Here is a 25,797-nt window from a genome sequence, read left to right as displayed (position 1 = left end):
TGCTTCTCGTGCCTCGACCTGCAAAACGAAACTTCCCCTATTGATGATCAGATCAGCCGTCCACCGTACCCAACCACCCCGTGAGCACCCTGGCAACCGATAGCGATCGGGTTGGCGCAGACCGAGTGAGTGCCCGCACAAGGTACAACCTGTGCGCGACGTTCACCACATATGCGAGGAACGTCAGCGGTTGACCACCACCAGGGTGAAGGGGCCGATGTCGGTGGTGGTGAAGTGCGGGTCCGCGAACAGCTTCTTCGGGAACGCCACGGTGTAGCGCTTCACATTGGGGTCGTTGGGGTAGACGTCCTTGGCCAGGCGCAGTGTGTAGTTGTCGCCGCTGCTGCGGAAGAGGAAGGCGTCCGGTGCGCGCCACGGGCACTTGTCGAGCGCGTCGACCAGTGCTTCGGCGGAGTCCAGTTTGCTCCATGCCTCGATGGTCGCGGCGCGGCCCGCGAAATCGGCGAGCGGGTTGGCATAGTGCGAGGTCAGCGCCTGGAAACCGTAGTAGGGATAGAAGGAAAGGAAGCTGGTGTCGGCGGTGAGCAGCACCGTATCCGACCGCGGCCTACCGGTCTGCGCGGTGAGCGCCGCATCGATCTCGCGGTAGTACGCCGCCGCACCAGGTGCGCGCTTGTCGGCGCGCTCGCCGTTGCCGTCGGTATCGGTGTAGGCGGTGGTGATCTCGGGCTTCAGTACGCGGGGGATGTCCTGCGTGAACGCGAGCGCGCCGACGATCGCCACCACGACGACGGCCAGCCGGAACCGGCCCGGCTCGTTGAACGCCTGGTACACCGCCCGCGCACCCTCGACGAAACCGAACGCCCCCGCCGCGGCCAGCAGCACCTCGAGCACGGGCGTCAACCGGAACGACAGCAATGTCGTCCCCGCCGCGGTCGCCGCCATCGACAGCAGGCACCACAGATAGATCGCCAGCACGCCGATGCCGAGTGCCTGCGCCCGCCGCGACGACGCGGCCCGCACCACCAGCCATGCCGTCCCGATCAGGAAGAACGCCCCCGACAGCGAGATCTCCGCCATCGGCAACGGCAACTCGGCCCCACCCTCGGGCAGATAGTGGAACGCCGTCCCCGAACCCGGCATCGTCCCGCCGAGCATCTTCAACACGAACGGCAGCCACACGATCAGCGCCACCACGCCGGCGATCGCCCCGATGACAACCAGTCGCACCAGCGGCGGCACCGCGGCCCGCCACCGGGAGCCCGCGCCACCCGAACGATTCGCCGCCCGCACCGCGAGCCCGGCCGAAACCAGACCCATCAGCCCAACCGCGAACGCCGCGACCGCGAAATACAACGTATAGAACGACGCCGCCATCCCGAGGAACAGCCCGGCCCCGATCACCGCCCCCCAACCCCCGGCCGTGTTGCCGCCACTCGGTGCGATGGTCGCCGCCGTGCGGTCGCTATCGCCCGTCGCTTGGTCGGTGCCCGCCGCGCTGCCCCCGGCCGCGCTGTCCGCACGCTGGAGGTCATCGATCGCGTTTTCACGACGCGCCGCGGAGGCGGACACCCCGCCGCCGGCTTGCGCGCGCTCGGCAGCCGGTTCGGTCCAGACGCTCACCTCGAGCGGCCGGTACAGCGCGCCCCAGGCCAGCACCAGGGCGGGCGGCAGCAGTAGCACGATGACGGCGCTGTAGGCCTCCGGTGACGCGTAGGCCACCGTCACCGCGGTCGTCGCCGCGGCGACCCCGATCGCCCAATCGGCGCGAATCAAGTTGGACCACAACACGAGCGCGATCACCGCGATCACCGCGAGCGATCCGATCGCGTACGGCTTGAAGGCTTCCCAGCCGTCCATGCCGAGCACATTCGCCACGCGCCCGCCGATCCAGAACCACCCGGCCGGATAGAACGGCGGCAGGTCGGCGTAGGTCATATCGTGCAGCGCCGCACTGTCGGTCAGCCGCGTCAGATACTCGGTGCGAAATTCCTGATCCACCGAGACACCGAACAGATACAGCTTGGTCGCGGCCAGCGGCATCCCCAAGGTAACCGTGACGAACGTCGAAATCCCCACCCACGACAGCGCTTTCGCCACCCACGGCCACCGCCGCGCCCGCACCAGCCAGATCGCCGCCACGATAATGACCGCGGCCCCGAGCTGCCCGACCGTAGTCAACGCGCGAGTCACATTCGAGGAGTTGAACGCGGGCCACTGCACCATCGAGAACGCGAGGAGCCCAACCGCGGCCACAATCGCCGCGACCACAGCTGCCAGCACCGCCTCGCCCACCCCGGACCCGATATGCCCGATCAACAGCGCACCCCGGCCGCGCTCCGGTGTGGAGTGCTCGGCACGTTCTGCCGTGACTGTGCTCAACGGGGTGCTCCTTCGACGATGCGACGGATTGGCAGCGATGCCCGGCCACGGTACCGGCGCGCGGCGGCGAGGCCACGCTCGCTGCGACGATTTGTCCGACGGCGCTCGTTCCCGCGCACTACGCCTCCGTCTCCGGGTCCGCTGAGATCAAGGTCGAACCGCGACGATGGTATCCACCGAAACGGTGCGGTGACCCGTGGTGCTGCCGGACCCGCTATCGCGAGTTCGCCGCCGGGTCCACGGCGCCGCGTGTCGCGGATACAGACGAGCCGCACCCGTGCCGCGCAAAAGGTGCGCGGTCGACGAGGTGCGGCTCGACGAAATCAGATGGGCAGCCTGCGGAAGATCGGGCGCGGAATATGGCGCAGGATCATCATCACCAGGCGGAAGGCGCCGGGCGCCCAGACCAGCTCCTTACCCTTCTGCGAGGCCGAAACCGCCAGTGCCGCAATATCTTCCTTATTGACGGTGAGCGGAGCCTCCTTGACGTGCGCCGAGAACCTGGTCCGCACCATGCCGGGCCGGATCACCAGCACGCGCGGGCCGTACGGGCGCAGCGCCTCGCCGAGTCCGAGGTAGAAACCGTCCAGGCCGGCCTTGGTCGACCCGTAGACGAAGTTCGAGCGACGTACCCGCTCACCGGCGACCGAGGACATGGCGATGATCCGCCCGAAGCCCTGCGTCTTCAACTTCTCGCCGACCAGCACGCCGACGGAAACCGCCGCGGTGTAATTGATTCCGGCGACCTGCACGGCCTTGCGCTGGTTCTGCCACAGCTCTTCCGGATCGCCGTCGAGGGCGAAGGCGACGATCGCGACATCCACATCGCCGCCGTCCCAGGCCGCCTCGATGACCTTCGGATGACTCTCGGTATCGAGCGCGTCGAAGTCGATCACATCGACCTGGGTCGCGCCCGCCGACTTCATTTGCGATACCGCGTCCTCGCGCAGCGGATCACCCGGCAGTGTGGCCAGGATGATGCGGGCCGCACCCTTGCGCAGGTATTCGGCGCAGATCGCCAAACCGATCTCCGAGGTTCCGCCCAGCAGCAGAATGGTCTGCGGATTGCCTACGGCATTAATCACTGGAGCTCCAGCCTTCTCGCCATATCGGACATGAAAACGCCTGTGGGATCGACACTTCGGCGGATCTTGATCCACTCTTCGATCCGGGGGTACATCGTGTGGAAGGTCTCGGCGGTGGTGCGCGAATCCTTCGCGGTGTACAGCCGTCCGCCGAACTCCATGACGCGGCGGTCCAGCTCGCTCACCAGCTCGTTCAGACCCGGCTTGATCGGGAAGTCGACGCAGATGTTCCAGCCCGGCATCGGGAAGCTCAGCGGTGCCGGATTACCCGGTCCGAACAGCTTGAAAACGTTCAGCGCGGAGTAGTGCCCCGAGGCCTGGATATCGATGATGATCCGCTTGAACTCCTCGACCGCCTCGGTCGGGACCACGAACTGGTACTGCAGGAAGCCGTTGGATCCATAGCCGCGGTTCCACTCCGCGATCATGTCGAGCGGGTGATAGAACTGCGTCAGGTTCTGGACCTTGCCGGTGTAGTTGCCGCCCATGGCGTAGTACGCCTCACCGATGGACTTGAGCGTGAACTTGTTCATCGTCCAGTTCGGGAAGATATCCGGCACCGTCATCAGCTGCGGCGCATCGAACTTCAGCGGCTTGTCGCGCAGGCGCTTCGGGAGTTCGTCGACCTTGGCCAGGCGGCCGCGGGTGATGGTGGCCCGGCCGAGCTTCGGCTGCGGGCTGATCACGTCGAACCACGCGCTCGAGTAGGTGTAGTTCGCCTCGCTGCCGTCGCTGTGCGCGGCGATGGTCTCATCGAGGGTCGTGGTCTTCACGCCGTCGTTGAGGAAGTACGCGCTTTCGGTGGCCACCATTTCGATGGTCGCGCGCAGGATGATGCCGGTGAGTCCGTTGCCGCCGACGGTCGCCCAGAACAGCTTGGCGTTGCGCTTCGGCGTGATGTGCTGCACCTGCCCATCGGCGGTGAGCAGGTCGATCGAGCGCACGTGGTTGCCGAAGCTGCCTTCGCTGTGGTGGTTCTTGCCGTGGATATCGGAGGCGATGGCGCCGCCGATCGTCACCTGACGGGTGCCGGGCAGCACCGGAACCCACAGCCCGAACGGCAGCGCCGCCTTCATGAGCTGATCCAGGCTGACGCCGCCGTCGACATCGACCATCCGGGTATCGCGATCGATCCGGTGGATGTTGTTCAGCGCCGTCATATCGACGACGAGGCCGCCCGCGTTCTGCGCGTGATCGCCATAGGATCGGCCGAGTCCGCGCGCGATGACGCCGCGACGCAGATGAGCCGGTTTGGAGTCGTTGTCCTCGGCGACCATGGCGACGGCCTTGGCGATCAGTTCGGGATCGCTCGTCGAGAGCACTTCGGAAGATGTTGGTGCGGTGCGACCCCACCCGGTCAATGTCTTGGTCCGCGTCGGCAGCGTGAAGGTGCCGTCGGCGACATTGCCGGAGTTACCGGTAGTGGTGGCGGTCGGAGCTTTCGTGGACATCGGGATAGAGGCTACATGCATGAGCCGATCTCCGGTCGGCGTCGCCGTACTCCTCAGTATGTGAGGCTCGACATCCCCGTCCGTCCGCCGGACAACCGTCCAATCGATGCTGCGATCCGCACGTCCCCGCCACCGGCGCTACGCTCGTCCGCGTGCAAGCCGAACCCCACCTGCCGCTCCCGGCCGAACTGCCGCTGGTCGACGAGCCGGCCGGCTCGAGCGACGGGCCCGAAGGAGGTAGCCTGCGTAACCACGTAGGGCCCCGGGAGAGCCGAATCGAAAACAGTACCGAGGTCGACCTGAAAACCCAGATCGTCCGCTTCACCCTCACCGGCGGCCTCTCGGCCATCGTCGACTACGGGATCTACAGCTTCCTGCTGAACCTGATCGGTCTGCCGGTCAGCGTCGCCAAGTCGATCAGCTTCATCGCGGGCACCACCACCGCCTACCTGATCAACCGCCGCTGGACCTTCCAAGCCCCACCCAGCCGCGCCCGCTTCATCGCCGTGGTGATCCTGTACGCGGTCACCTTCGCCGTCCAGGTAGGCATCAACGCCGTCCTCTACGCCACCCTCCCCGGCGACTGGTGGCGTCAACCCCTGGCTTTCGTCATCGCCCAGGGCACGGCCACCGTCATCAACTTCGTGGTCCAACGCCTGGTCATCTTCAAGATCCGCTGACCCGGTCCGGTCCGGGGATCAGCGCCGAGCCAACACCTCCGCCGACTCCCGCTCCGCCTTCGCCCCGAAGTAGTCCCCGCCCTTCGCCCGCATATTGTCCGTCCCCCACTGCCGTTGCTCCCGCTCGGCGGGCACCAGATGCGGGATGTGCTTGCGGCAGTGGATGTAGGCCTCTTCCACGTCGACCACCACCCAGCGCTGCGCGGCCCGGCCCTTGAAGTTCGCGGGCAGGTCGGTCACCGTCCGGCGCAGCACCGAATCGTCCTCGATCCGGGCCGACCCGTTGATATGCAATCCGATCAGGTCCTGGACGAAATCGATTAGCAGGATGCCTACGTGCGGGTTCTCCAGGATGTTGCCGAGACTGGCCAGCACGCCGTTGCCGCGGAATTCCGGATAGGCAATAGTGCGTTCATCGATGACGTGTACGAAACCGGGCAACCCGGCCCGGAAGCTGGCGTCGCATTCACCGTGTTTGTCCGCGGTGGCGATGAACGCCATATCCATCCGGCCGATGAATTCGATCATCATCCGGTTCAGTTGATCGAGTACTTGGTCCTGGTAGAAGCGCTGTGCCCGGTCCTGCGTACCGTACCGATCCTGTAGTTCGTGCTCACCGTCACCGCCACAACTCGTACCGGGCATCTCGCCCCCTCTGGTAGCTGGAATCCGCACGCATGCGAGGCTCGACGCCGAGCCGCGATTAAACCGAAATCCCGTCCATTTTAGTCTGGCGAAGCTGCAAAATCCATGTTGAGAATGCACTGAATATTTGGTTGCCACAAGGGTTTCCATGAATTAGCTACAATCCGACCGGCCGGAATCTTTAGCCACGGCCGATCGGATCCACCAGACCTCAGGCAGGCGTCAAAGTCACCGGAACGCCATTGAAGACCGCATTCCCCGACGGCACATCGACCACCGAATCATCGGTCAGCACATTGGCATTCACCCCGGCATGCGCCCGAGCCACGGTCTGCGTGCTGTCACCGTGGCCCCACCCGTGCGGCAGACTCACCACCCCCGCCATGATGGTGTCGGTCGGCTCCAGCGGCACCGTCAGCGTCCCTGCGGCAGACTTCACCACCGCGGCATCGCCGAGCCCCAACCGCGCCACATCCGCCGGATTGATCTGCAGCGTGCAGGTATTCGACCCGCTGACCAGCGTCGGGATATTGTGCATCCAACTATTGTTGGAGCGCAGCTGACGCCGACCGATCAACACCACATCCGGTGCCGGGTCCGCGAGCCGAGCCCGCATCCGCGCGATATCGTCCAGCAACGGCCGCGGTGCCAACTCCACCTTCTTCGACGCCGTCCGCAATGCGCCCGGCAGCCGAGGCCGCAGCGGACCGAGATCGAGACCGTGCGGATTGTCCAGCAGCACTCGCAGGTTCAGCGTGCCGCCGTTCCATTCGCCGTAGGGTCCGAGCCGCAACATCAGATCGATCCGCTGCTCGGTGCTGTTGGCGCCGATCAGTTCGGGCCGCCGCTCCGGTATGCCTGCCTTGTGCAGCATGCCCGCGATGATCAGCTCGTCCACCGCGGCCAGCGGCTCGTCGGCCGCCGAATGCGGCTGCCCGGTCAGCGCCGAGCCGAGCCGCGCCAGGATCTCCGGCTCCGAAGGGCGATCCCCGAGCGGCACCAGCGGCGGCGAGTACCGCGCGTAGTTGCGAACCGCGAACTGCAGCAACGCGAAATCGTAATGCGGCGACTGCACCGGCCGCGGCGGCGGCAGGATCACGTCCGCGTGCCGGGTGGTCTCGTTGAGGTACCGGTCCACGCTGACCATGAAATCCAGCTGCGCGAAGGCAGTAGCCAACCGGGCACCGCTCGGCGCGGACAGCACCGGGTTACCCGCGACGGTCACCAGCGCGCGCACCTGCCCTTCACCCGGTGTGCCGATCTCGTCGGCCAGCGTGGCCACCGGCAGTTCACCCATTGCCTCGGGCAACCCGCGCACTCGGCTGGCCCAGCGTCCGGTGCGGAACGGCTTGCTGCGCACGATGCCGCCCGCCGCGGCGTCGGCGAACATCGCGCCGCCGGGGGAGTCCAAATTGCCGGTCAGCACATTGACGACCTCGACCAGCCACTGCGTGAGCGTGCCGAATTCGGCCGTACAGGTACCGATGCGCGCGTACACCGCCGCGGTCGGCGCTGCCGCCAACTCCCGCGCGATCCGGATCACGGTCTCGGCGGAAACTCCGGTCCGCGCCGCGACCACCTCGGGTGTGAAATCCGCGGCGGCCGTGCGCACGTCATCCAGCCCGGCGACCTCGACGCGCACATCGGTCAACCCATGCTCGAACAGCGTATGCACGATCCCGAACAACAGATACGCATCGCTACCCGGCCGAATGAACAGGTGTTCGTCGGCGAGCTTGGCGGTCCGCGTGACCCGCGGATCGACCACCACGAACTTGCCGCCACGCTTGCGCAACGCCTTCAACCGACCCGGGAAATCCGGCGCGGTGCACAGCGATCCGTTCGACTCCAGCGGGTTCGCGCCGAGCATGAGCAGATAGTCGGTGCGATCCAGATCCGGCACCGGCACGGTCAGCGGATCGCCGAACATCAGCCCGCTCGCCACCTGCTTGGGCATCTGGTCGGCAGTGCTCGCCGAGTACAGATTCTTGGTCCCGAGCGCACGGATCAGCACCGGAACATACAGCGCCCCCGCCACGGTATGCGCATTCGGGTTACCGAGATACAGTGCCGCGGACTGATTTCCGTGCTCGGCCACGATCGCCGGGAAACGCGCGGCAATCAGCTCGAAGGCCTCGGTCCAGGACGCGGTCCGCCAGGTATCGGTCGCCCGGTCTCGAATCATCGGTTCGGTCAGCCGATCCGGATCCTCGTCGAGGTGCCCGAAGCTGGCCCCTTTCGGGCAGATGAACCCCTTGCTGAACGGATCCTGCCGATCACCGCGGACCGAGGTCACATGGTCATTCGAGTCGAGGGTGATTTCGAGTCCGCAGACGGCCTCACAGAGCGGGCAGGTCCGCAACAGCGTCCGGGAGTCGGCAGTGATCTGGGCCATAAAGCCATCATTGCGCGTCGGCGCGGAATGTGAAACGCGAACGACCGATACCCGCCCCGTCGACCCGGACGAAGAAACAAGAATGACCGGTATCCGCGATCAGCGGATACCGGTCACTGTCGGTCAGGGCAGTGCGACCCCGCCCGGGTTGGTGCGTGAGCTCAGCAGGCGACCGTGGTGACGGTCGCGCCACGACGAGCGAGCGCCGAGCGCACGGCCGCGCCGATCGCGACTACCGGCGGAATCCAGCGAGCCTCGCCCGGGGCGACGCCCCAGGAGGCCGAGCCGGCCATCAGTGTGGTGGGCGGCAGCGGGATGCCCTCGCCGCCGGTGTGGACGGTGGCGCCGGCCTCGCGCAGCGCCTCGAGCGCCATTGCGGCCTTGCGCAGGCCGGTGACCAGGTGGATCTCGCGACGCTCGGCACCCGGGATCTCGATCACCGGACCGGACAGGTCGTTCGCGCGCAGGAACCGGCGAACTTCACCGGCCAGCTCACCGCTGATCTCGATACCCGACAGGTCCTCGTCCGTGATCAGGCAGATCCCGTTGGCCGTTTCAGCGATCGTCCACCCGCGCTGGATGTAGTCCTGCGCCGCGGCAGTCATCTCTGCCGCCGATGCGGAAGTCGGAAACGTGGTGCGCACTGTCTTTCTCCATTCCCCGATAAGATCTGGGTCCTGCATACGTGGGTGGTATCGGGGCGGGGTGGGGTGCGCGTTACGGGTTGTACAAAAGATCTTGGTGAGTGTCGGGTTCGTCTCACCCGATATGTGTCGGCTATCACCGAGACACCTCTCGGATCGAGCCACGCCGGTGCCTTTCGGCACTGCCGCGCGCGTCGGCCGGCCCCTACTCGCGGTGCGGTCCGCAGGTGTGATCGCTCCTATTGGCGGGGGGTCGAATTGGGGGAAGGATCGCGAATATGAATGCATCGCGTAGCGATTCGGTGGGCGGTGGCGGTCCGGCGACGGGTGGGCCCGATGAGTCCAACGGAGCCGGGGTGCCGAACGTCGGCGTGCCGAATTCGGACGACTACGAAACCGAATCACGCTGGATCGCTTGGAAGGAGAAGCGGTTCGCGCGCACCGCGTCCACCGACGAGGAACCGGCCGAGCCCTTCGAGAGCCCGAAGGCGTTCCGGCGGTGGAGTATCGACGCGGCCCGCGGTCTGCTCGATGTGCAGTTCCACCGCCCGGCGACTCGCACACTGCTGCCGCTGGCCTACATACTCGGCCTGGCCTTCGCGATCGGTATCCCGATCGCGCTGACGGTGCTGATGTGGCAGGTCTCGGCAGTCCTCGGCGTGCTGACCGGCGTGATCGCGATCCCACTCGGCCTGACCATCGCGGCCGTCGTGCGCCTGCTGCTCGAATTCCTGGAGAACGCGTCCAAGCTGGCGACCAGGGTCGCGCACATCAGCGAACTCGCCGACGATCTGTTCCAGGCGCTCGCCGATGTCGCGGAGCCGGTCAACCAGCTCTCCGAAGACGTTCGCGCCGTGCAGTTCTGGCGCTTCCGCAAACGCGGTACACGGAAGTAGAAAACTAGGCTTAATTGCCGGATCATCCCCAGCGGGAACCCTCTTCGGCGTCGATACGCCATTGACGTATCAGGGACACCCAGCGTGACCTGTGCCAGTTTTGCTGTGAAACAATGCTGTTCGGATGTCCAGATAGCGACTTCGGGTATCCGGTAGGAGATGCGTCGGACCGGCGGACGCGGGAGGTCAACCGGATGGAGTCGGCGCACGGCGCGAGGGGGAAGCATGGCTTTACCGCAGGGGACCACCGGATCGACCATGCCGCGCAGGCAGCTCGGCCGGCATCTGCGTGATCTGCGCAATCGAGCCAGGATGACCACCCGGATGGCGGCCCAGCAGCTCGAGTGGTCCGAGGCGAAGATCTGGCGCATCGAAACCGGACAGACCTCGCTGCGCAGCCTGGACGTCGAGGCCATGTGCAAGATCTATGGCGCGCCAACCGATCTCGTCGAACCGTTGACCGCACTGGCCAAGGAGACCAAGGCCAGGGGCTGGTGGACCGGGTACAGCGATGTGATCGCCGAGGGTTTCGAGGTGTACATCGGGTTGGAGGAAGCCGCCCGCGTCCTGTCCACCTATGAAAACGAGCTGATCCCCGGACTGTTGCAGACCGAGGCCTATACCCGCGCGCTGCTGAGCTCCGCGCGACCCGAGCAATCCGAGACCGAGATCGATCGCCGAGTGCGGCTGCGCTCGGCCAGGCAGGCGTTGATCACGCGCAAAGATGCACCGCTGCAGTTGGATGTGGTGATCAGCGAGGCGCTGCTGTGGCGGCGCGTCGGCGGCGCCGAGGTGACCGCCGAGCAACTCGACCACCTGCGGCGCATGTGTGATCTGCCGAATGTGCGAATTCAGTTGGTGCCCTCGGACGCCGGCTATCACGACGGCATGGATTCGGGCCGGTTCGTACTGCTCGAATTCGCCGAGTCGCAAGGTGAGCTGCGCGAGCCGCCGGTGGTCTACGTCGAGGCGTTCACCGGCCCGGTGTACCTGGACAAGGAACACGAAATCGAGCGGTACCGAAAGGCTTTCGCGAGTATCAAGGCCGCCGCGGTGGACGGGCGCGCCGGTATCGAAGAAGCCCGCGAGAGTATCTAGCTCAGCACTGCCGGCCGCTGTCCCAGGTGCGCGTGAGGATGTCGCGATGGGTCGGCAGTGCCGATTCGTAGACCTCGCGGCCCTTCTCGGTGAGACAGACGAAAATAGCGCGGCGGTCATCGGCGCACATGCTGCGCGAGACCAGTCCGTCGCGCTCGAGGCGCGCCACCGCGCGCGAGAGTGCGCTCTGGCTCAGGTAGATGTCGTTGGCGAGGTCGCTCATCCGGTAGTTGCCGCAGTCGGCGTCGATCAGCCGGTCCAACGTCTCGAACTCGCTGAGTCCGATGTCGTGCTGGCCCTGCAGTGCCTTTTCGAGTGCGCAACTCACGGCGGCGTGGCGGTCGAGCAGCTCACGCCACTCGGCGACCAACCCGGTGGGCGCTACGGTGCGCCCCGACAATTCTGTTGTCGACAGCTTCGACATGGCCCCATCCTAGTGCTCCACGCGGGCTGATGCAAGCGCATTAAATGTGTTGGCATTTAATGACCACGCATGTAATGTTCCGCCCATGACTTCTGCAGCAACTCTTTCGGCCGCCACGGCGACCGATCCGATCAGATGGTCTGCCCGTCTCTGGGGCGCTGACGGCTTACTGGCCCAAGCGCGCCAAGGCGCAGGAGCCGGAGCTGGAGCTGGTCGGCTGAATCCCCTTCCGGCCGACAGTAAGCCGAACGTCACCGCTGCCCTCCCTCATCGGGCGCGGTGACGTTCGGCGTTGCTCAGGAGAAGGGCGGCGCGGCAGCGTCTTTGGGCGACTGCAGGTAGGTCAGCGCGGTGCCGTCGCGCCCGATCTTCGGCCATTCGATCGCCAACCGCGGATCGAAGGCATCGATATCCCGGTCGAATTCGGGCGTGTACTCGAGTGAGCACAGGTAGGTGACCGTCGACTCGTCTTCCAGCGACAGGATGGCGTGCCCGAGCCCCTCGGACAGGAACATCGACCGCCGGTCGAGGTCGTCGAGCACCACACTGTCCCACCGCCCATAGGTCGGCGATCCGGGACGCAGATCCACGACGACATCGAGGAACGCGCCGCGCACACAGGTCACGTACTTCGCCTGACCCGGCGGATCCTCGGTGTAGTGGATGCCGCGCAGCACCCCGGCCGCCGAGACCGAGCAGTTGACCTGGAGCAGCTCGAACGGCCGCCCGGTCACCTTCTCGAACTCCGAGGCCTTGAACGATTCGACGAATGTGCCGCGCTCATCCCGGAACTGGCGCGGGGTGATCACCCAGGCACCGGGCACCGCGAGCTCTCGGATCTCCATCCTCACCAATCCCGTCCGCGCTCGAGCAGATCGAGCAGATAACTCCCGTAGCCGGAGCGAACCAGCGGTTCGGCCAGCGTGCACAGCTGTTCGTCGTCGATGAAGCCCTGCCGCCACGCGACCTCTTCCGGCACCGCGATTTTCAGGCCCTGCCGCTGTTCGATGGTGCGAACGTAGTTGGCGGCGTCCAGTAGTGAATCGAAGGTGCCGGTGTCCAACCAGGCGGTGCCACGAGCCAGCACATCGACGCGCAGCCGATCCTGTTCCAGGTAGGCGCGATTGATATCGGTGATCTCGTATTCACCACGCGCCGACGGCCGCAGCCCGCGGGCGATCTCCACGACATCGTTATCGTAGAAGTACAGCCCGGGGATGGCGTAGTTGGACCGCGGCGTCTTGGGCTTCTCCTCGATCGATACCGCACGGCCATCGGTGAATTCGACGACACCGTAGGCGGTCGGATCCGAGACCCAGTACGCGAAGACCGCGCCGCCGTCGATCCCGGCGAAGCGCTCGAGGCTGGTGCCGAGACCGGGTCCATGGAAGATATTGTCGCCGAGCACCAATGCCGCGCTGTCGCCGCCGATGTGATCGGCGCCGAGTACGAACGCCTTGGCGAGCCCGTCCGGTTCCGGTTGCACCACATAGCTGATCGCTATGCCGAATTGCGAACCGTCGCCGAGCAGTCGGGCGAACGCCTCAGCGTCCTCCGGAGTGGTGATGACCAGGATGTCCCTGATGCCCGCCAACATGAGAGTGGACAGCGGGTAGTAGACCATCGGCTTGTCGTAGACCGGGACCAGCTGCTTGCTCACCCCGCGCGTGATCGGGTGCAACCGGGATCCGGTGCCACCGGCCAAGATGATTCCGCGCATGGTCCCCGAGTCTGCCAGGCGCGTCGCGCCCGGCTTCGCCGAGGTTCCGACATCTCCACAAAATGATTACCAACGTTTAGTAACTCGGCGCGGCGGGAAATAAATGTTGCATAGGTCACGTTATGGTGCAGTGAAACATCAACGTGTGAGATGTCAGCGTCGACACTCGCCTGGAGAGCCGTTCGGTCGGGCTCGGCGCGCCAGTGGTGAAGTAGGTGCGCGATGTCGGCGATCGACGTGACGGAACTTGATGTGCGCGAGCCCGGTCTGTTGATGAATCCGGATGGACCGAGCGCATCCGCCCGCCTGCTCATGGCGACCTGTCTCAGCGCGGTGCGGCCGGTGCTGCGCGCGTTTCCGGTCAGCCGGGCCACCATCCCCTTCGGCGCCGCCGCGATCGATGGACTGGCGTGGTTGCGGCCGACTCCGCGCGGCGTCGATCGAGAACAGGTGGCGCTGAAGGGTTTCCGCATGGAGATCCTGCGTCCGTCCGGTGGTTCGCGCGCCCTGCGGCACGGCGCCGTGCTGTACATGCACGGTGGCGGCTTCGCCGTCTGCGGTCTCGGCACCCATCGTCCCATCGCGGCCAGCCTGGCCCGGCGCACCGGGTTGCCCGTGGTGAACGTCGACTACCGGCAATTGCCGGGACGCAATATCTCCGACGCGATCCAGGACTGTCTGACCGCCTACCGCTGGCTGCTGCGGCACGGCGCGGATCCGTCCCGGATCATCTTCGCGGGCGATTCGGCCGGTGGCTTTCTCGCCTTCGCCACCGCGCTGCGCGCGATCGAGACCGGGCTGCCGTCCCCGGGTGGGTTGGTCGGGCTGAGCCCGCTGCTCGATCTGGATTATGCGGCCAAGCGGGACTACGTGAACGTCGCGCGTGATCCCTACCTGCCATTGTCCGCGCTGGAGGCGGTGGTCCGGATCGGTGCCGAGGTCGACGGCCGGCTGGATCCGATGGTGTCACCGGTCAACGGTGCGTTGGCGGGTCTGCCGCCGGTGCTGCTGATCGCCGCCGAAGACGAGGTGCTGCGCTATGACTGCGAGCTGATGGCCCGCAGGCTGACGGCGGCCGGTGTGCCGAACGCGCTGGAGATCTGGCGCGGTCAGGTGCACGCTTTCATGGCGATCGCTCCCAATCTGCCCGAGAGCAGGATGGCGCTGGCCCGGGTCTCCCGGTTCGTGCGCGCCCGCCTCGAGCAGTCACAGCGGGCTCGGACGGCTTGACCTGTACCGGCCGGACGAGTCGAACCCCGCCCCTGGACTGTGCCTTTCGTGGCAGACAGGGGCGGGGTTCCTTTGCTTGAAACCGCAGGCGGGTGAATTCCCTTGGCGGCTCGGAGAATTCGCGCAGTGCGTATTCGAATATTGGCTATAAGTCGGCATTCACTATTTAGTTCAGTAACATTCATCTTTTGTTCATCTTTGTTCAGGCCGAATTGCTGCGGTATTTCGTGTAGGCAGGTGGCCCGAATGGATCCGGCCGCTGATGCGCAAAACCCCGCCCGGCCGAAACGGCCGAGCGGGGTGGCGTGCGGTGCGGGTTACTTCGCGGGTGCGACCGGCGGCTGGTTGATGGTGGTGAAGTACTGGATAGCGGCGCCGATCGCGACCGGGGCGGTCACGAAGATCTGGGCCGCCAGGGTACCGATCGCGCCGACGGCGATGATGCCGCCGATGCAGCCGATGGCGGCGGCGGGGAGGAACGCCCCGAACAGGCCGACGATGGTGGCGGCGGCGACGGTGGCGCCGGCGATGCCACCGAGCACGCAGCCCAGCGCGCCACCGCCGAGGCCGCCGACCAGCGTGCCGATGGTGGCGCCCATGCTGATGGTGCTGGTCAACCGGTTCCAGGCGGCCTGCTCGCGGTCGTACTCGGTCTTCCAGGGCGCCTTGTCCTCGTAGGGCAGCGCGACCGGCTTGTAGGCAGCGTGCGCCATATCGAGTTGCGGGGTGAGCGTCGCGGTGCGGTCGGCGATATCGGCCGCGATCGGGAATTCGAAGTCGTCGACGCGGAAGGTGAGCGGGGTGCCCGCGACGATGGTGCCGTTGGCGGCCTTGACCTTCAGTGCGCCGTCCTCGATGACCAGCGAGCCGGAGTCGGTGGTGACGATCGACTGGGTGTCGGTGGTCTGGGCGGTGAAGTTGATGGGGGCGTCCGCTGCGGGTGCGGCCGGGGCGGCGTTGACGGTGCCCGCGGTGACGCCGATGGCGGAGATCAGTAGCGCCGAGGTGGCGGCAAACTTCTTGATACGCATGATTTTTGGTCCTCTATCAGGTGCATTTAGCAGGTGGTAGTGACCGGAAACTGAGTTCGCAAACTGTCAGTAACTCGGCCGGGCAGCAGGAACCCCGCCCGATTGGTAACTGGGCGGGGCTCCAGGCTCGTTTTCAGTTGTGCGAGTTCAGTTGTGCGAGTTCAGTTGTGTCGAGCCGTCGTTCGACCTACTTGGCCGGAGCGAACGGCGCGGTGGTGGTGGTGAAGTACTGGATCGCCGCACCGATCGCGACCGGAGCCGTGATGAAGATCTGACCGAGCAGGGTGCCGAGGGCGCCGATGGCGAGGATGCCTGCGACGCAGCCGACGGCCGCGGCCGGGATGAACGCGCCGAACAGGCCGACGATGGTGGCCGAGGCGACCGTGGCACCGGCGATACCGCCGAGCACGCAGCCGATAGCGCCGCCGCCGAGGCCGCCGACCAGGGTGCCGATGGTGGCGCCCATGGCGATGGTGTCCTTCATGCGGTTGAAGGCGGCCACTTCACGGTCGTACTCGGTCTTGAACGGAGCCTTGTCCTCGTAGGGCAGTGCGACCGGCTTGTAGGTGGACTTGGCCATGTCGAGTTGCGGGGTGAGCGTCGCGGTGTGGTCGGCGATATCCGCGGCGATCGGGAATTCGAAGTCGTCGACGCGGAAGGTGAGCGGGGTGCCGGCGACGGTGGTGCCGTTGGCCGCCTTGATCTTGAGTGCGTTGTCCTCGACCACCAGCGAGCCGGAGTCGATCGAGATGATCGACTGGGTGTCGGTGGCGTTGGCGGTGAAGTTGATCGGGGCTTCGGCGGAGTCCGCCGGAGCCGCGTTGACGGTACCTGCGGTGACGCCCATTGCGGCGATCAGCAGCGCCGACGTCGCGGCGAATTTCCTCATCAGCATTTTGTTTTGGACCTCGATGTGAAGCGTTCGGAGGGGACTAGACGATCGAAATCTAGACCAGCTAACGCATGGTGAACCGCTTGTGACCGTTTATTCAAATTTTGTTCACCATCGAGACTTCAGGTTTGGTGGGTTTGTTGAAATCTGCACCCTGACCGTGGTTTTCCAGAGAATACTGAACCAATCGTCCAACTTTGCAATTGTAAAATGTGACGAGGATCACAGATTAGAACTCTGGTCGCGTGGATGGGCGCGGCGCCGGTGTTCGGCGGCGCCGCGCCGATGCGTGCCTTTCCGAGTGACCTGCAAGCAGTCACCGGCGCGGGACGTAAGGTCGGGGTGTGCGACTGCTCGTAACCGGCGGGGCCGGGTTCATCGGTGCGAATTTCGTCCAACAGACCGTGACCGAGCGTCCCGACGCCACGGTAACCGTCCTCGACGCTTTGACCTACGCGGGAAATCGGGCCTCGCTCGCGCCGGTGGCCGACCGCATCGACTTCGTGCACGGTGACATCGCCGATCTGGATCTGGTCGACGAGCTGGTCAGCGGTGTCGACGCCGTGGTGCACTTCGCCGCCGAATCGCATAACGACAACTCCCTCGCCGAACCGTGGCCGTTCGTGCAGACCAATATCGTCGGCACCTACTCACTCCTGCAAGCGGTGCGCCGCCATGAGGTGCGCTACCACCACGTCTCCACCGACGAGGTCTACGGCGATCTCACCCCCGACGGGCCCGCGTTCGACGAGAACACCCCCTACAACCCGTCCAGCCCCTACTCGGCCACCAAGGCCTCGAGTGACCTACTGGTGCGCGCCTGGACCCGCTCGTTCGGCGTCCGCGCGACAATCTCCAACTGCAGCAACAACTATGGGCCGTATCAGCATGTGGAGAAGTTCATCCCGCGCCAGATCACCAATCTCATCGACGGCGTCCGGCCGCGGCTCTACGGTGCCGGGCATCAGGTGCGCGACTGGATCCACGTCGACGACCACAACCGGGCGGTGTGGGACATCCTGGAGCGCGGGCGGATCGGCCAGACGTACCTGATCGGTGCGGAGGGGGAACTCGACAACAAGGCCGTGGTGCGGATGATCCTCGAGGCCTTCGACCGCGATCCGGACGATTTCGATCACGTCACCGACCGCGCGGGCCATGACCAGCGCTATGCGATCGACGCGTCGCTGCTGCGCACCGAACTCGGCTGGACGCCGGGCTATGCGGACTTCCGTGCCGGACTCGCCGCGACGATCCAGTGGTACCGCGATAACGAATCCTGGTGGCGCCCGGCCAAAGCCACGACCGAGCGAGCCTACGCCGCCGCGGGCGAGACAACGATCAACGCCTGAATCGACGCCCGGCGAATCCGTCCGAATTCGCCGGGCCCAGTGCGGGTTCGGTCAGCCCCAGACGATCGAGTAGTACTTCCACAGCGCCGCGATCAGCGCGACCAGGGTGGCCGCGATGATGGTGATCGCGGGACCCTTGGTCGGGGTCTTGCCCGCTACATCGGTGAGCCGCAACGGTATCCAGCGCAGCAGCACCACCAGCGCGACGATCGCCAGCGGCACGAAGTACCGGCCCTGGACGCCGTCGATGATGTAGTAGTCGACCGGGGTGAACGACATGTAGAGCGTCACATAGATCATCGCTACGCTCGCGAGCACGGTCAGCGCCACGATCAGCGTGCGCCGGAAGGTGGCGGTCGCGGCGTTCATCCGGTCCGCGATGCCGATGCTCACCGCGAACGCGAGCAGGCAGGCCAGCATCGACAGGGCGGGCACGTCGATATAGGCGAAGCCGAGTTCACCGAAGAACTGGCTGAACCACCGTTCGTCGCGCAGCGCGATACTCTCGCCGAAGACGTTCACGAAATTCACCGGGTCGCTGAGGATTCCGTGCAGCTGATCGCTCGGCCGCACCGAATTCCACTGGTGCTGTGGGCGCATCAGGCCCATACCGTCGGTGGTCGGCGCCGCGATCTTCATCCAGACCGCGAAGGCCACCGCACCCAATGCCGCGAAACCCCATGGGAGCAAACGCTTCCAGCCGGCATCGCCGCCGAAGGCGAACCGGTTCGTCGGCACCAGCACCACCAGCATGGCAAGTAGCACGTAGGTCGGCTTGCTGACCGGCAGCGCGACGGTCGCGGCCAGCAGCGCCGCGGTCTCGACGCGACCGAGGCCGTCGCCCAGGAACAGTGCCTTGACCAACAACACGGAGACCAGAATGGCCAGTGCGTTGGTCATCGTATCGGCGGTCACGGTGCCCGCCTGGAAGACCGCGATCGGCAGCACGGCGACGGTGAACGCCAGCCACTGCACCCGATATGCGCGCAGGGCGTAGAGGCCGAATCCGACGAGGGCGAGATAGGCGGCCAGGCCCGCAAGGCGGGTCAGCAGCATCATGGCGCCGACATTGAGCCCGAACAGTTCCGCGACCCGAATGCCAACGGCGGCAGGGGTATACGGCACCGGCGAGTAGGCGGCGGTATTGGTGAACCAGACCGGTTCCTCGGTCTTCGACACTCCGGCGCCCTCGAGTCGGGCGTAGCTGCCGGGATCGGCAACCATCGGATCCGGTTCTTCCGGATTGGTGGTGTAATCGTGCAGCGCGTAGCCCATCAGCACGGTGATGCTGGAGGACACATCGCCGCCGTAGGAGATCCCGCGATCGTCGTGGATCCGCTCGGGCAGGAAGCCGCCGTGCGCGACCTGGTAGGCGCGACCGAACTGGGTGATCTCATCATGGCCCCAGAACGGCGGGGTGATCCAGGCGAACAGCGCGCCGAAGACCGCGACGACGATGGTGAAGGCGACTGTGGCGGCGCCGAAGCGGGCCACGATCCGACGTCCGAGATCGCGTGTCGCGTTGTTCGCGGCCGGCGCGTTGGTGTCCGGGCTGCTCGTATCCCGATCGGTGGCACCGGATTCGGGCGCGCTCGCGCGCCGTGCCGTCGAATTCCCAACGGCGACATCGCTATCCGCGGTCGGTGCTGGTTCCGAGGTCGATTCGGTCGCGGTTCGATCCGCCGAAGTGGTCAACGCTCGGCTCCACCGGAACGCGCGTCACCGCCGACTGCACGCGCGACACCGTGCGAGTCGTCCGCGCTGACGGCCGAATACCGTAGGTAGACCAGCCGCGCGGCCTCGTGCCGGGAGCGCCGGATGCCATCCAGGATCAGACCGGCGGTCCACGCCAGGCTGCCGAGTAGCAGCAGCGTGAAGCCGAGGAACAGCGTCGGGAACCGCGGCACCTCGTGCGTGTTGTAGAACTCGACCACGATCGGAATGGTCAGGATGATCGAGACCAACCAGCTCAGCGCGCCGACCAGGCCGTAGAACGCGACCGGCCGCTCATGTCTGGCCAACCCGATGATCAGCGCCAGGATCTTGAATCCGTCGTGGTAGGTGCGCAGTTTGCTCTCGCTGCCCGCGGGCCGATCGCGGAATCCGACCGGAACCGCCGTCCGCGGCACCCGCAGATGCAATGAGTGCACGGTCAGTTCGGTCTCGATCTCGAACTCGCGCGAGACGGCCGGGAAGCTCTTCACGAACCGGCGCGAGAACACCCGGAATCCGCTGAGCATGTCCTCGACGTTCTCGCCGAACACCTTTCCGACAACGCCGTTGAGCACCTTGTTGCCGGTCTCGTGGCCCGAGCGGTACGCGGATGCGCCCTCGTCCTGTTTGCGGACACCGAGCACATGGTCGTATGGGCCGTCGAGCAGCGTCTTGATCATCAGCGGTGCGGCCGACGCCTCATAGGTGTCGTCACCGTCGATCATCAGATAGATATCGGCCTCGATATCGGCGAAGGCGCGGCGCACCACATTGCCCTTGCCCTTGGAGTGTTCGTGGCGCACGATCGCCCCGGCCGCGCGGGCCCGCTCGGCGGTCGCGTCGGTGCTCAGGTTGTCGTAGACGTAGACGGCGATTCCCGGCACGGCGGCCTGGAGGTCGGCGACGACCTTGGCGACCGAAGCCTCCTCGTTATGGCACGGCACCACTGCGGCAATTCGGAGCTCGGTGGAGTCCACCCGGGTCAATCCTCGATGTCGGCTGTGAATGGGGAACACCGGGAGGGTACAGGGCGGTATTTCTCGGTGCTCACTCGGTTCACCGAGCGTACTGGGGTACCGTCGCCGAGTGCCTTATCCGGAGCAGCCCGTGTCATTCTCTGCGCGATCCGGCCCAGCGGAGTCGATGCCGATCGACGACTCCGCGAATCCGGTGGATGAGCCGCTGACCGCGAAAATCATCGCCGCACTGCGGCGCGGCGGGGCGTTCCTGGTGGTCGGCGCGATCGGCTTCCTGGTCGACGCGGGCACCTATAACCTGTTGGTGTTCTGGGGCGGCGAAGGCGTGCTCTACCACGCGCCGCTGCCCGCCAAGATCATCGCGATCGCCGTCGCCACCGTCGTGACCTACTTCGGCAACAAGTGGTGGACCTTCGGGCACAAGAAAACCGACAATCCCGGGCGCGAATACCTGTTGTATGCCGCTTTCAATGTGATCGCTATCGGCCTGCAACTGGGATGTCTCGGCTTCTCCCGCTATGTGCTCGACCTCTCGACGCCGCTCTCGGACAATATTTCCGGGACGCTCATCGGCCAGATCGTGGCGGTTGCGTTCCGCTACTGGGCCTACGACAAATTTGTCTTCGTCGGTTCGACGAGCAAATCGGCTAATTGATAGCAACATGAATAGGACGTCACGCCCCGGTTCCTGGACAGGCAGTGGACGAGCCCGATTGATATCCTCGGCGCGCCGCGAACACCCGTCCTGGGGCAGGTTTGTCCCGTCGGCAACAAAAACGATTTAGAGGACTTCATGGATCAGTCGGCTACCCAGGCCGTTACCGAAACGAATGACCGCCCGTCGACCGCGCCCGCTGCACTGCGTGCCGATCATCGGGCGCCCGATCGGCTGTTACTGCAGCGCGGCATCTTCACCGGGCCCTCGGCCAAGGTGAGCGACGAACTGTACGCAGTCGTCAAGGGCCGTGCACATCGGGAACGCCTGGAACTGCGACTGGAGAAGGGCGCGTCCGCACACACCAACACCTATTTCGGGCGGTTCGCAGCCAGTTACTGGCAGCGCTGGACCACCGTCACCGAGGTGCGGGCGACCATGGTGCTCGACGTGGGCAAGCGGGCCCGGATCCGGATCGTCGCCTCCGATATCGCCGGGCACCGCCGGATCATCGAGACCGCCGAGGTCACCGCGAGCGGCCCGCTGACGCTGACCGCCCCGCTGGACCAGTACGTGGACGGCGGCGCGTTGTGGCTGGAATTCGATGCCATCGGCGGCGATCTCGCCATCTCCGAGCAGACCTGGACCTCGACCGCGCCCGATCATATGCGGCCCGTCGCCATCGCGATCTGCACCTTCAACCGGGCCGGGGACTGCGCCGAGACGGTCGCCGCGCTCGCCTCCGACGCGCCCGTGCTCAACGCCATCGATGCGGTGTACGTGGTCGACCAGGGTACCGATCTGGTGGAGAACCAGCCGCGCTTCCAGCAGACCCTGCCGATCTTCGGTGACAAGCTGCGCTATATCCGTCAGCCGAATCTCGGTGGGGCAGGCGGATTCACCCGCGGGCTCTACGAGGTATCCGCGGTCAACGAGCACGCCGACGTCATCCTGATGGACGACGACATCCTCTGCGAGCCGGAAACGGTGCTGCGGCTCAACGCCTTCGCCAATATGACGGTGGAACCGACGCTGGTCGGCGCGCAGATGCTGTTCCTGCTCAACCCGGATTATCTGAATGTCGGTGCGGAGGAAGTGCATCTGCACGAACTCAAGCACGGCCAGAAGGTGCCCAAGGCGCTGCGCAACACCAGCATGCTCAAGCGCAACCAGGAACGCCGGGTCGACGCGGGTTACAACGCCTGGTGGACCTGCCTGATCCCGGCCGAGGTCGTCGCCAAGATCGGCCTGCCGGTGCCCATCTTCTTCCAGTGGGACGATGTCGAATACGGCGTCCGGGCCCGCGAGAACGGATTCGTCACCGTCACCCTGCCGAATGCGGCGGTATGGCATGCGGACTTCTACTGGAAGGACTACGACGACTGGGCGCGCTACTTCAGCACGCGCAACTCGTTGATCGTCGGTTCGCTGCACGCCGATCTGGACGGCAAGGCCATTACCCGCCAGCTGTTCCGCAGCCTGGCCGAACATCTGGTCGCCATGCAATACGGGCTCGTGCACACCACACTGCAAGGTATCGAGGACTTCCTGCAGGGACCGAAGGTTCTGCGCGACGGTGGAATCGCCGCGCTGGCCGCCGCCCGCACCAGCCGGGCCGACTATGCCGAGACCATCAAGCATCCGGCCGCCACCCCGCCGGTCCGCTCGGGCGATATCCAATTGCGCCGCGCCGGCGGCGAACCCAGCCGCGTCACCCTGGTGTTGATCAAGCGCGCGATCGCGCAGTGGACCGGGCGCACCCAGCACGGCCTGATCGGCGTGACTCGCGAGGACGCGCACTGGTGGCACGTCGCGTTGTTCGACCATGTGGTGGTGACCGACGCGTCCCAGTCCGGTGTGCGAGTTCGTCGGCGCGACAAGGCTCGCGCCCGTGCGCTGTTGCTGCGCGCCATTCGCGTCCTGCGCCGTCTCCGCCGCGAGCTCCCGACCCTCCAAGAGCAGTACCGAGCGGCTGTGCCGGAGCTGACCAGCCGCGAGAACTGGGAACGCCTGTACGGAATCGAGCAGAACTAGTTCGACGGGCTTGTTCTGAGCGTGCATATTTCGCACGAATCCAGCAGAAGTTGCCAGATTTGGTGGAAGTGCACGCTCAGAACAATTGCTACTGTCCTAGCTCGGCGGCGAATGTCGCGTATGCGCGCTCATCGAACAGGACGAACCGCACTTCCGTGACGTCGGTATCGGCATTGCGCACCGTGTCGATCGCGATGCGTGCCCCATCATCGATCGGCCAGCGATAGATTCCGGTGGAGATTGCGGGAAAGGCGACGGCCCGCGCGCCCAATTCATCTGCCACCCGCAGTGATTCGCGGTAGCAGGACGCCAGCAGCTCCGAACGGTCCTCGCTCGCGGACCACACGGGCCCGACCGTATGGATGACCCAGTCGGCGGACAGCCGCCCCGCCGTGGTGGCGACGGCCTGTCCGGTGCCCAGCCCCCTGCCGTAATGGGAAGCGCGCAACTTGCGGCAATCCTCCAGAATCGCGGGCCCACCCGCGCGGTGGATCGCGCCGTCGACACCCCCACCCCCGAGCAGCGACGAGTTGGCCGCATTCACAATCGCGTCGACCACCTGCTCGGTGATATCGCCGCGGACCAAGGTGATTTCGGCCGAGTTCGAGATTCCGGTCACCACACCGACCGTAGTCCGCGTCTGGATCGGCCGACTCCCGGACATCGACGACGTGCCATGCGGCCGCCCAACCGCCTAGAGGCCACCCCGGGTCGCTGCCGAAGGTGGCCTCGGGCCGTCACAGGAACAGGTCGGTGGTCAGTTCGGCGTCGCCCGGGACGACGCGGTATTTGTCGAGGTCGGTGATGCCGTGCGCGGCGAGGACCTCATCGTCGAGGAAGAAGTTGCCGCTGGTCTCCTTGGCAGGGGAGGTGAGGACCAGGTAGGCGGCGTCGGCGTAGATGTCGGGGGTACGCGAGGTGGCGACCATTTCCTCGCCGCCGAGCAGGTTCTTGACCGCGGCGGTGGCGATGGTGGTGCGCGGCCACAGCGAGTTGACGGCGATACCGTCGCCCTTGAGTTCCTCGGCCAAACCGAGTGTGGTGAGCGACATTCCGTATTTGGCGATGGTGTAGCCCAGCGCCATGCCTGCCCACTTCGGGTCCAGGTTGAGTGGCGGGGACAGGGTCAGGATGTGCGGGTTGCGGCCCGCCGCGGCCGATTCGCGCAGCGCCGGAATGCTGAGCTTGGACAGCAGGAAGCTGCCCCGGCAGTTGATGTCCTGCATGAGGTCGTATTTCTTCATGGAGATGGCGTCGGTCGGGGAAAGGTCGATCGCCGAGGCGTTGTTGACGACGATATCGATGCCGCCGAACCGCTCGACGGTCTGCCGCACGGCCTCGGCGACCGACTCATCGATGCGCACATCGCCGACGAACGGCAGGACGGTGCCGCCCGCCGCCTCGAGCTCGGCTGCCGCGGTATGGATGGTGCCGGGAAGTTTCGGATGCGGCTGGTCGGTCTTCGCGATCAGGGTGATGTTCGCGCCGTCGGCCGCGGCCCGCTTGGCGATCTCCAGACCAATGCCACGGCTACCGCCCGACATGATCATCGTCGCGCCCGCGAGCGGCTTCGATCCCGGTTCCGTCATGACCTGCTCCTGTCGTCTGTGCCGCAGGTGGGTGCGCCCGCGGCCTCGCTGACCCCTGCGAGCGACCTGCGTGCGGTCGCAAGCGGGTGTTGTGCGCATAAAGCGTAACCCACGTTCCTATGCAACCAGTTGCATAGGGTGGGCGAGGAAAGGGCGCCGGGACCCGTCGAGGTCTCGACGCCCTACCCGTCCTTGCCCGTCAGATCGAGGACGCGCCCGCGATCAGCAGGATGTTGAGCAGGATGATCAACGCCGCGAACGCCCAGGTGATGTAAATGAACACCACACCGGGCGTCTTCTGCGGAACCGGTCCGATCGCGCCGTTGAGGAAGATGATCGCCGGCGGCTTGTAGTAGAACCGAGCGCCTTGACCTTCCTGGATCGCCGCCGTCACATTCGCCGGACCCATATCGAACAGCCAGGGCGTAGTGACTTTGACGTGGTACTGACCCGGGCCGACCGGAATATGGTTCTGGCCCCACCGCGTATTCGGCACCTGCTGACCGTTGACCAGGATCTTCGGCTTGGTGATCGCCAGCAGGAAGGCGAACCACTCATATGAGGCCTCGACGGTGATCCCGGGCGGGGCCGGTGGCGCACCGTACGGCGCCTGCTGCGGACCGGGTTGCTGCCCGTAGGCCGGTTGCCCGAACGGTGCGGGCTGACCGTACGGCTGCTGGCCATACGGCTGAGCGGGCTGACCGTACTGCGGCTGCGCGAGGTGCGGCTGGCTGCCGTACTGCGGTTGCGGCACCTGCGGTTGACTGACGGGCGGCTGCCCGGCCGGTGGCGGTGCGTACTGCGGCGGCGCACCGTACGGATTCGGCGCGCCCTGCGGTACAGGCTGGCCGTATGCGGGCTGCCCGGGCCATTGCCCGGGCTGGCCCTGGGGCGGATACCCGCCGGGGTAACTCATCGAACCCTCCCAAGTAGCGATTTGTGC

Annotated in this window: 23 protein-coding genes; 7 read left to right on the top strand and 16 right to left on the bottom strand. The window is 65.8% G+C overall.

Annotated features, from left to right (window positions below; all coding sequences use genetic code 11):
* Positions 1-183: 183 nt before the first annotated feature.
* From OG874_RS34470 to OG874_RS34460, 3 genes are all read right to left on the bottom strand, one after another.
* Entirely contained in the window at positions 184-2,283 is a 2,100-nt protein-coding gene (locus OG874_RS34470) for a galactan 5-O-arabinofuranosyltransferase (protein ID WP_442943458.1), read from the bottom strand.
* Positions 2,284-2,666: 383 nt separating this feature from the next.
* Positions 2,667-3,428, bottom strand: coding sequence for a decaprenylphospho-beta-D-erythro-pentofuranosid-2-ulose 2-reductase (locus OG874_RS34465; protein ID WP_330251235.1), 762 nt, complete (start codon positions 3,426-3,428; stop codon positions 2,667-2,669).
* Entirely contained in the window at positions 3,425-4,879 is a 1,455-nt protein-coding gene (locus tag OG874_RS34460) for an FAD-binding oxidoreductase (RefSeq protein ID WP_330251234.1), read from the bottom strand. The genes OG874_RS34465 and OG874_RS34460 overlap by 4 nt, the downstream gene beginning before the upstream one ends.
* Before the next feature lie 152 nt (positions 4,880-5,031).
* On the opposite strand from OG874_RS34460, the gene OG874_RS34455 reads away from it, so the two are divergent.
* Positions 5,032-5,559, top strand: coding sequence for a GtrA family protein (locus tag OG874_RS34455; protein WP_330251233.1), 528 nt, complete (start codon positions 5,032-5,034; stop codon positions 5,557-5,559).
* Positions 5,560-5,577: 18 nt separating this feature from the next.
* Here OG874_RS34455 and OG874_RS34450 read toward each other — a convergent pair whose 3' ends face one another.
* The 3 genes from OG874_RS34450 to OG874_RS34440 all read right to left on the bottom strand — a co-directional run bounded on the left by OG874_RS34450 (position 5,578) and on the right by OG874_RS34440 (position 9,243).
* Positions 5,578-6,204 (bottom strand): pyridoxamine 5'-phosphate oxidase family protein, encoded by a 627-nt coding sequence (locus OG874_RS34450; RefSeq protein ID WP_330251232.1) that lies wholly within the window; start codon positions 6,202-6,204, stop codon positions 5,578-5,580.
* 211 nt (positions 6,205-6,415) lie between these two features.
* Positions 6,416-8,599: a molybdopterin-dependent oxidoreductase gene (locus OG874_RS34445; protein ID WP_330251231.1), complete on the bottom strand. Its 2,184-nt coding sequence runs from the start codon at positions 8,597-8,599 to the stop codon at positions 6,416-6,418.
* A gap of 161 nt (positions 8,600-8,760) precedes the next feature.
* Positions 8,761-9,243 (bottom strand): hypothetical protein, encoded by a 483-nt coding sequence (locus OG874_RS34440; protein ID WP_330251230.1) that lies wholly within the window; start codon positions 9,241-9,243, stop codon positions 8,761-8,763.
* A 278-nt stretch (positions 9,244-9,521) separates the two neighbouring features.
* On the opposite strand from OG874_RS34440, the gene OG874_RS34435 reads away from it, so the two are divergent.
* Together OG874_RS34435 and OG874_RS34430 are read left to right on the top strand one after the other, a co-directional pair.
* Positions 9,522-10,139 (top strand): DUF4282 domain-containing protein, encoded by a 618-nt coding sequence (locus tag OG874_RS34435; RefSeq protein ID WP_330251229.1) that lies wholly within the window; start codon positions 9,522-9,524, stop codon positions 10,137-10,139.
* A gap of 225 nt (positions 10,140-10,364) precedes the next feature.
* Positions 10,365-11,237 (top strand): helix-turn-helix domain-containing protein, encoded by an 873-nt coding sequence (locus OG874_RS34430; protein WP_330251228.1) that lies wholly within the window; start codon positions 10,365-10,367, stop codon positions 11,235-11,237.
* A gap of 1 nt (position 11,238) precedes the next feature.
* Here the strand turns inward: OG874_RS34430 and OG874_RS34425 are convergent, their stop codons facing one another.
* The 3 genes from OG874_RS34425 to rfbA all read right to left on the bottom strand — a co-directional run bounded on the left by OG874_RS34425 (position 11,239) and on the right by rfbA (position 13,381).
* A complete protein-coding gene (locus OG874_RS34425) occupies positions 11,239-11,661 on the bottom strand; it encodes a MarR family winged helix-turn-helix transcriptional regulator (protein ID WP_330251227.1) in 423 nt (140 codons plus the stop codon).
* A gap of 296 nt (positions 11,662-11,957) precedes the next feature.
* A complete protein-coding gene (locus OG874_RS34420; RefSeq protein ID WP_330251226.1) occupies positions 11,958-12,506 on the bottom strand; it encodes a dTDP-4-dehydrorhamnose 3,5-epimerase family protein in 549 nt (182 codons plus the stop codon).
* Positions 12,507-12,508: 2 nt separating this feature from the next.
* Complete coding sequence (rfbA, locus tag OG874_RS34415) at positions 12,509-13,381, bottom strand: glucose-1-phosphate thymidylyltransferase RfbA (RefSeq protein ID WP_330251225.1); 873 nt, start codon at positions 13,379-13,381, stop codon at positions 12,509-12,511.
* A gap of 222 nt (positions 13,382-13,603) precedes the next feature.
* Here rfbA and OG874_RS34410 point away from each other — a divergent pair, with 222 nt between their 5' ends.
* Entirely contained in the window at positions 13,604-14,611 is a 1,008-nt protein-coding gene (locus OG874_RS34410; protein WP_330251224.1) for an alpha/beta hydrolase, read from the top strand.
* Positions 14,612-14,928: 317 nt separating this feature from the next.
* Here OG874_RS34410 and OG874_RS34405 read toward each other — a convergent pair whose 3' ends face one another.
* Positions 14,929-15,642: a hypothetical protein gene (locus OG874_RS34405; RefSeq protein ID WP_330251223.1), complete on the bottom strand. Its 714-nt coding sequence runs from the start codon at positions 15,640-15,642 to the stop codon at positions 14,929-14,931.
* A gap of 187 nt (positions 15,643-15,829) precedes the next feature.
* Positions 15,830-16,537: a hypothetical protein gene (locus tag OG874_RS34400; RefSeq protein WP_330251222.1), complete on the bottom strand. Its 708-nt coding sequence runs from the start codon at positions 16,535-16,537 to the stop codon at positions 15,830-15,832.
* Positions 16,538-16,878: 341 nt separating this feature from the next.
* Between OG874_RS34400 and rfbB the strand changes: the two genes are divergently transcribed.
* Positions 16,879-17,886, top strand: a complete 1,008-nt coding sequence (rfbB, locus tag OG874_RS34395; RefSeq protein ID WP_330251221.1) for a dTDP-glucose 4,6-dehydratase — start codon at positions 16,879-16,881, stop codon at positions 17,884-17,886.
* 51 nt (positions 17,887-17,937) lie between these two features.
* Here rfbB and OG874_RS34390 read toward each other — a convergent pair whose 3' ends face one another.
* Positions 17,938-19,581 (bottom strand): DUF2142 domain-containing protein, encoded by a 1,644-nt coding sequence (locus tag OG874_RS34390; RefSeq protein WP_330251220.1) that lies wholly within the window; start codon positions 19,579-19,581, stop codon positions 17,938-17,940.
* Entirely contained in the window at positions 19,578-20,576 is a 999-nt protein-coding gene (locus OG874_RS34385; RefSeq protein ID WP_330251219.1) for a glycosyltransferase, read from the bottom strand. Before OG874_RS34385 ends, OG874_RS34390 begins: the two co-directional genes overlap by 4 nt.
* Before the next feature lie 130 nt (positions 20,577-20,706).
* Here OG874_RS34385 and OG874_RS34380 point away from each other — a divergent pair, with 130 nt between their 5' ends.
* Entirely contained in the window at positions 20,707-21,231 is a 525-nt protein-coding gene (locus tag OG874_RS34380; RefSeq protein WP_330251218.1) for a GtrA family protein, read from the top strand.
* 138 nt (positions 21,232-21,369) lie between these two features.
* The gene (locus OG874_RS34375; protein ID WP_330251217.1) at positions 21,370-23,265 is read left to right on the top strand and encodes a glycosyltransferase; all 1,896 of its coding nucleotides are present in this window, start codon (positions 21,370-21,372) and stop codon (positions 23,263-23,265) included.
* 88 nt (positions 23,266-23,353) lie between these two features.
* Here the strand turns inward: OG874_RS34375 and OG874_RS34370 are convergent, their stop codons facing one another.
* The 3 genes from OG874_RS34370 to OG874_RS34360 form a co-directional block, all read right to left on the bottom strand.
* Complete coding sequence (locus OG874_RS34370; RefSeq protein WP_330251216.1) at positions 23,354-23,884, bottom strand: O-acetyl-ADP-ribose deacetylase; 531 nt, start codon at positions 23,882-23,884, stop codon at positions 23,354-23,356.
* A gap of 118 nt (positions 23,885-24,002) precedes the next feature.
* Entirely contained in the window at positions 24,003-24,854 is an 852-nt protein-coding gene (locus OG874_RS34365) for an SDR family oxidoreductase (protein WP_330251215.1), read from the bottom strand.
* Between the two features lie 199 nt (positions 24,855-25,053).
* Complete coding sequence (locus tag OG874_RS34360) at positions 25,054-25,770, bottom strand: hypothetical protein (RefSeq protein ID WP_330251214.1); 717 nt, start codon at positions 25,768-25,770, stop codon at positions 25,054-25,056.
* Between the last annotated feature and the right edge of the window lie 27 nt (positions 25,771-25,797).

The sequence above is a fragment of the Nocardia sp. NBC_00565 genome (assembly GCF_036345915.1).
In the GTDB taxonomy this organism is placed as follows: Bacteria; Actinomycetota; Actinomycetes; order Mycobacteriales; family Mycobacteriaceae; genus Nocardia.
Note: the sequence above shows the minus strand (reverse complement) of the source record. Positions and strands in the feature narration are given on the sequence as shown.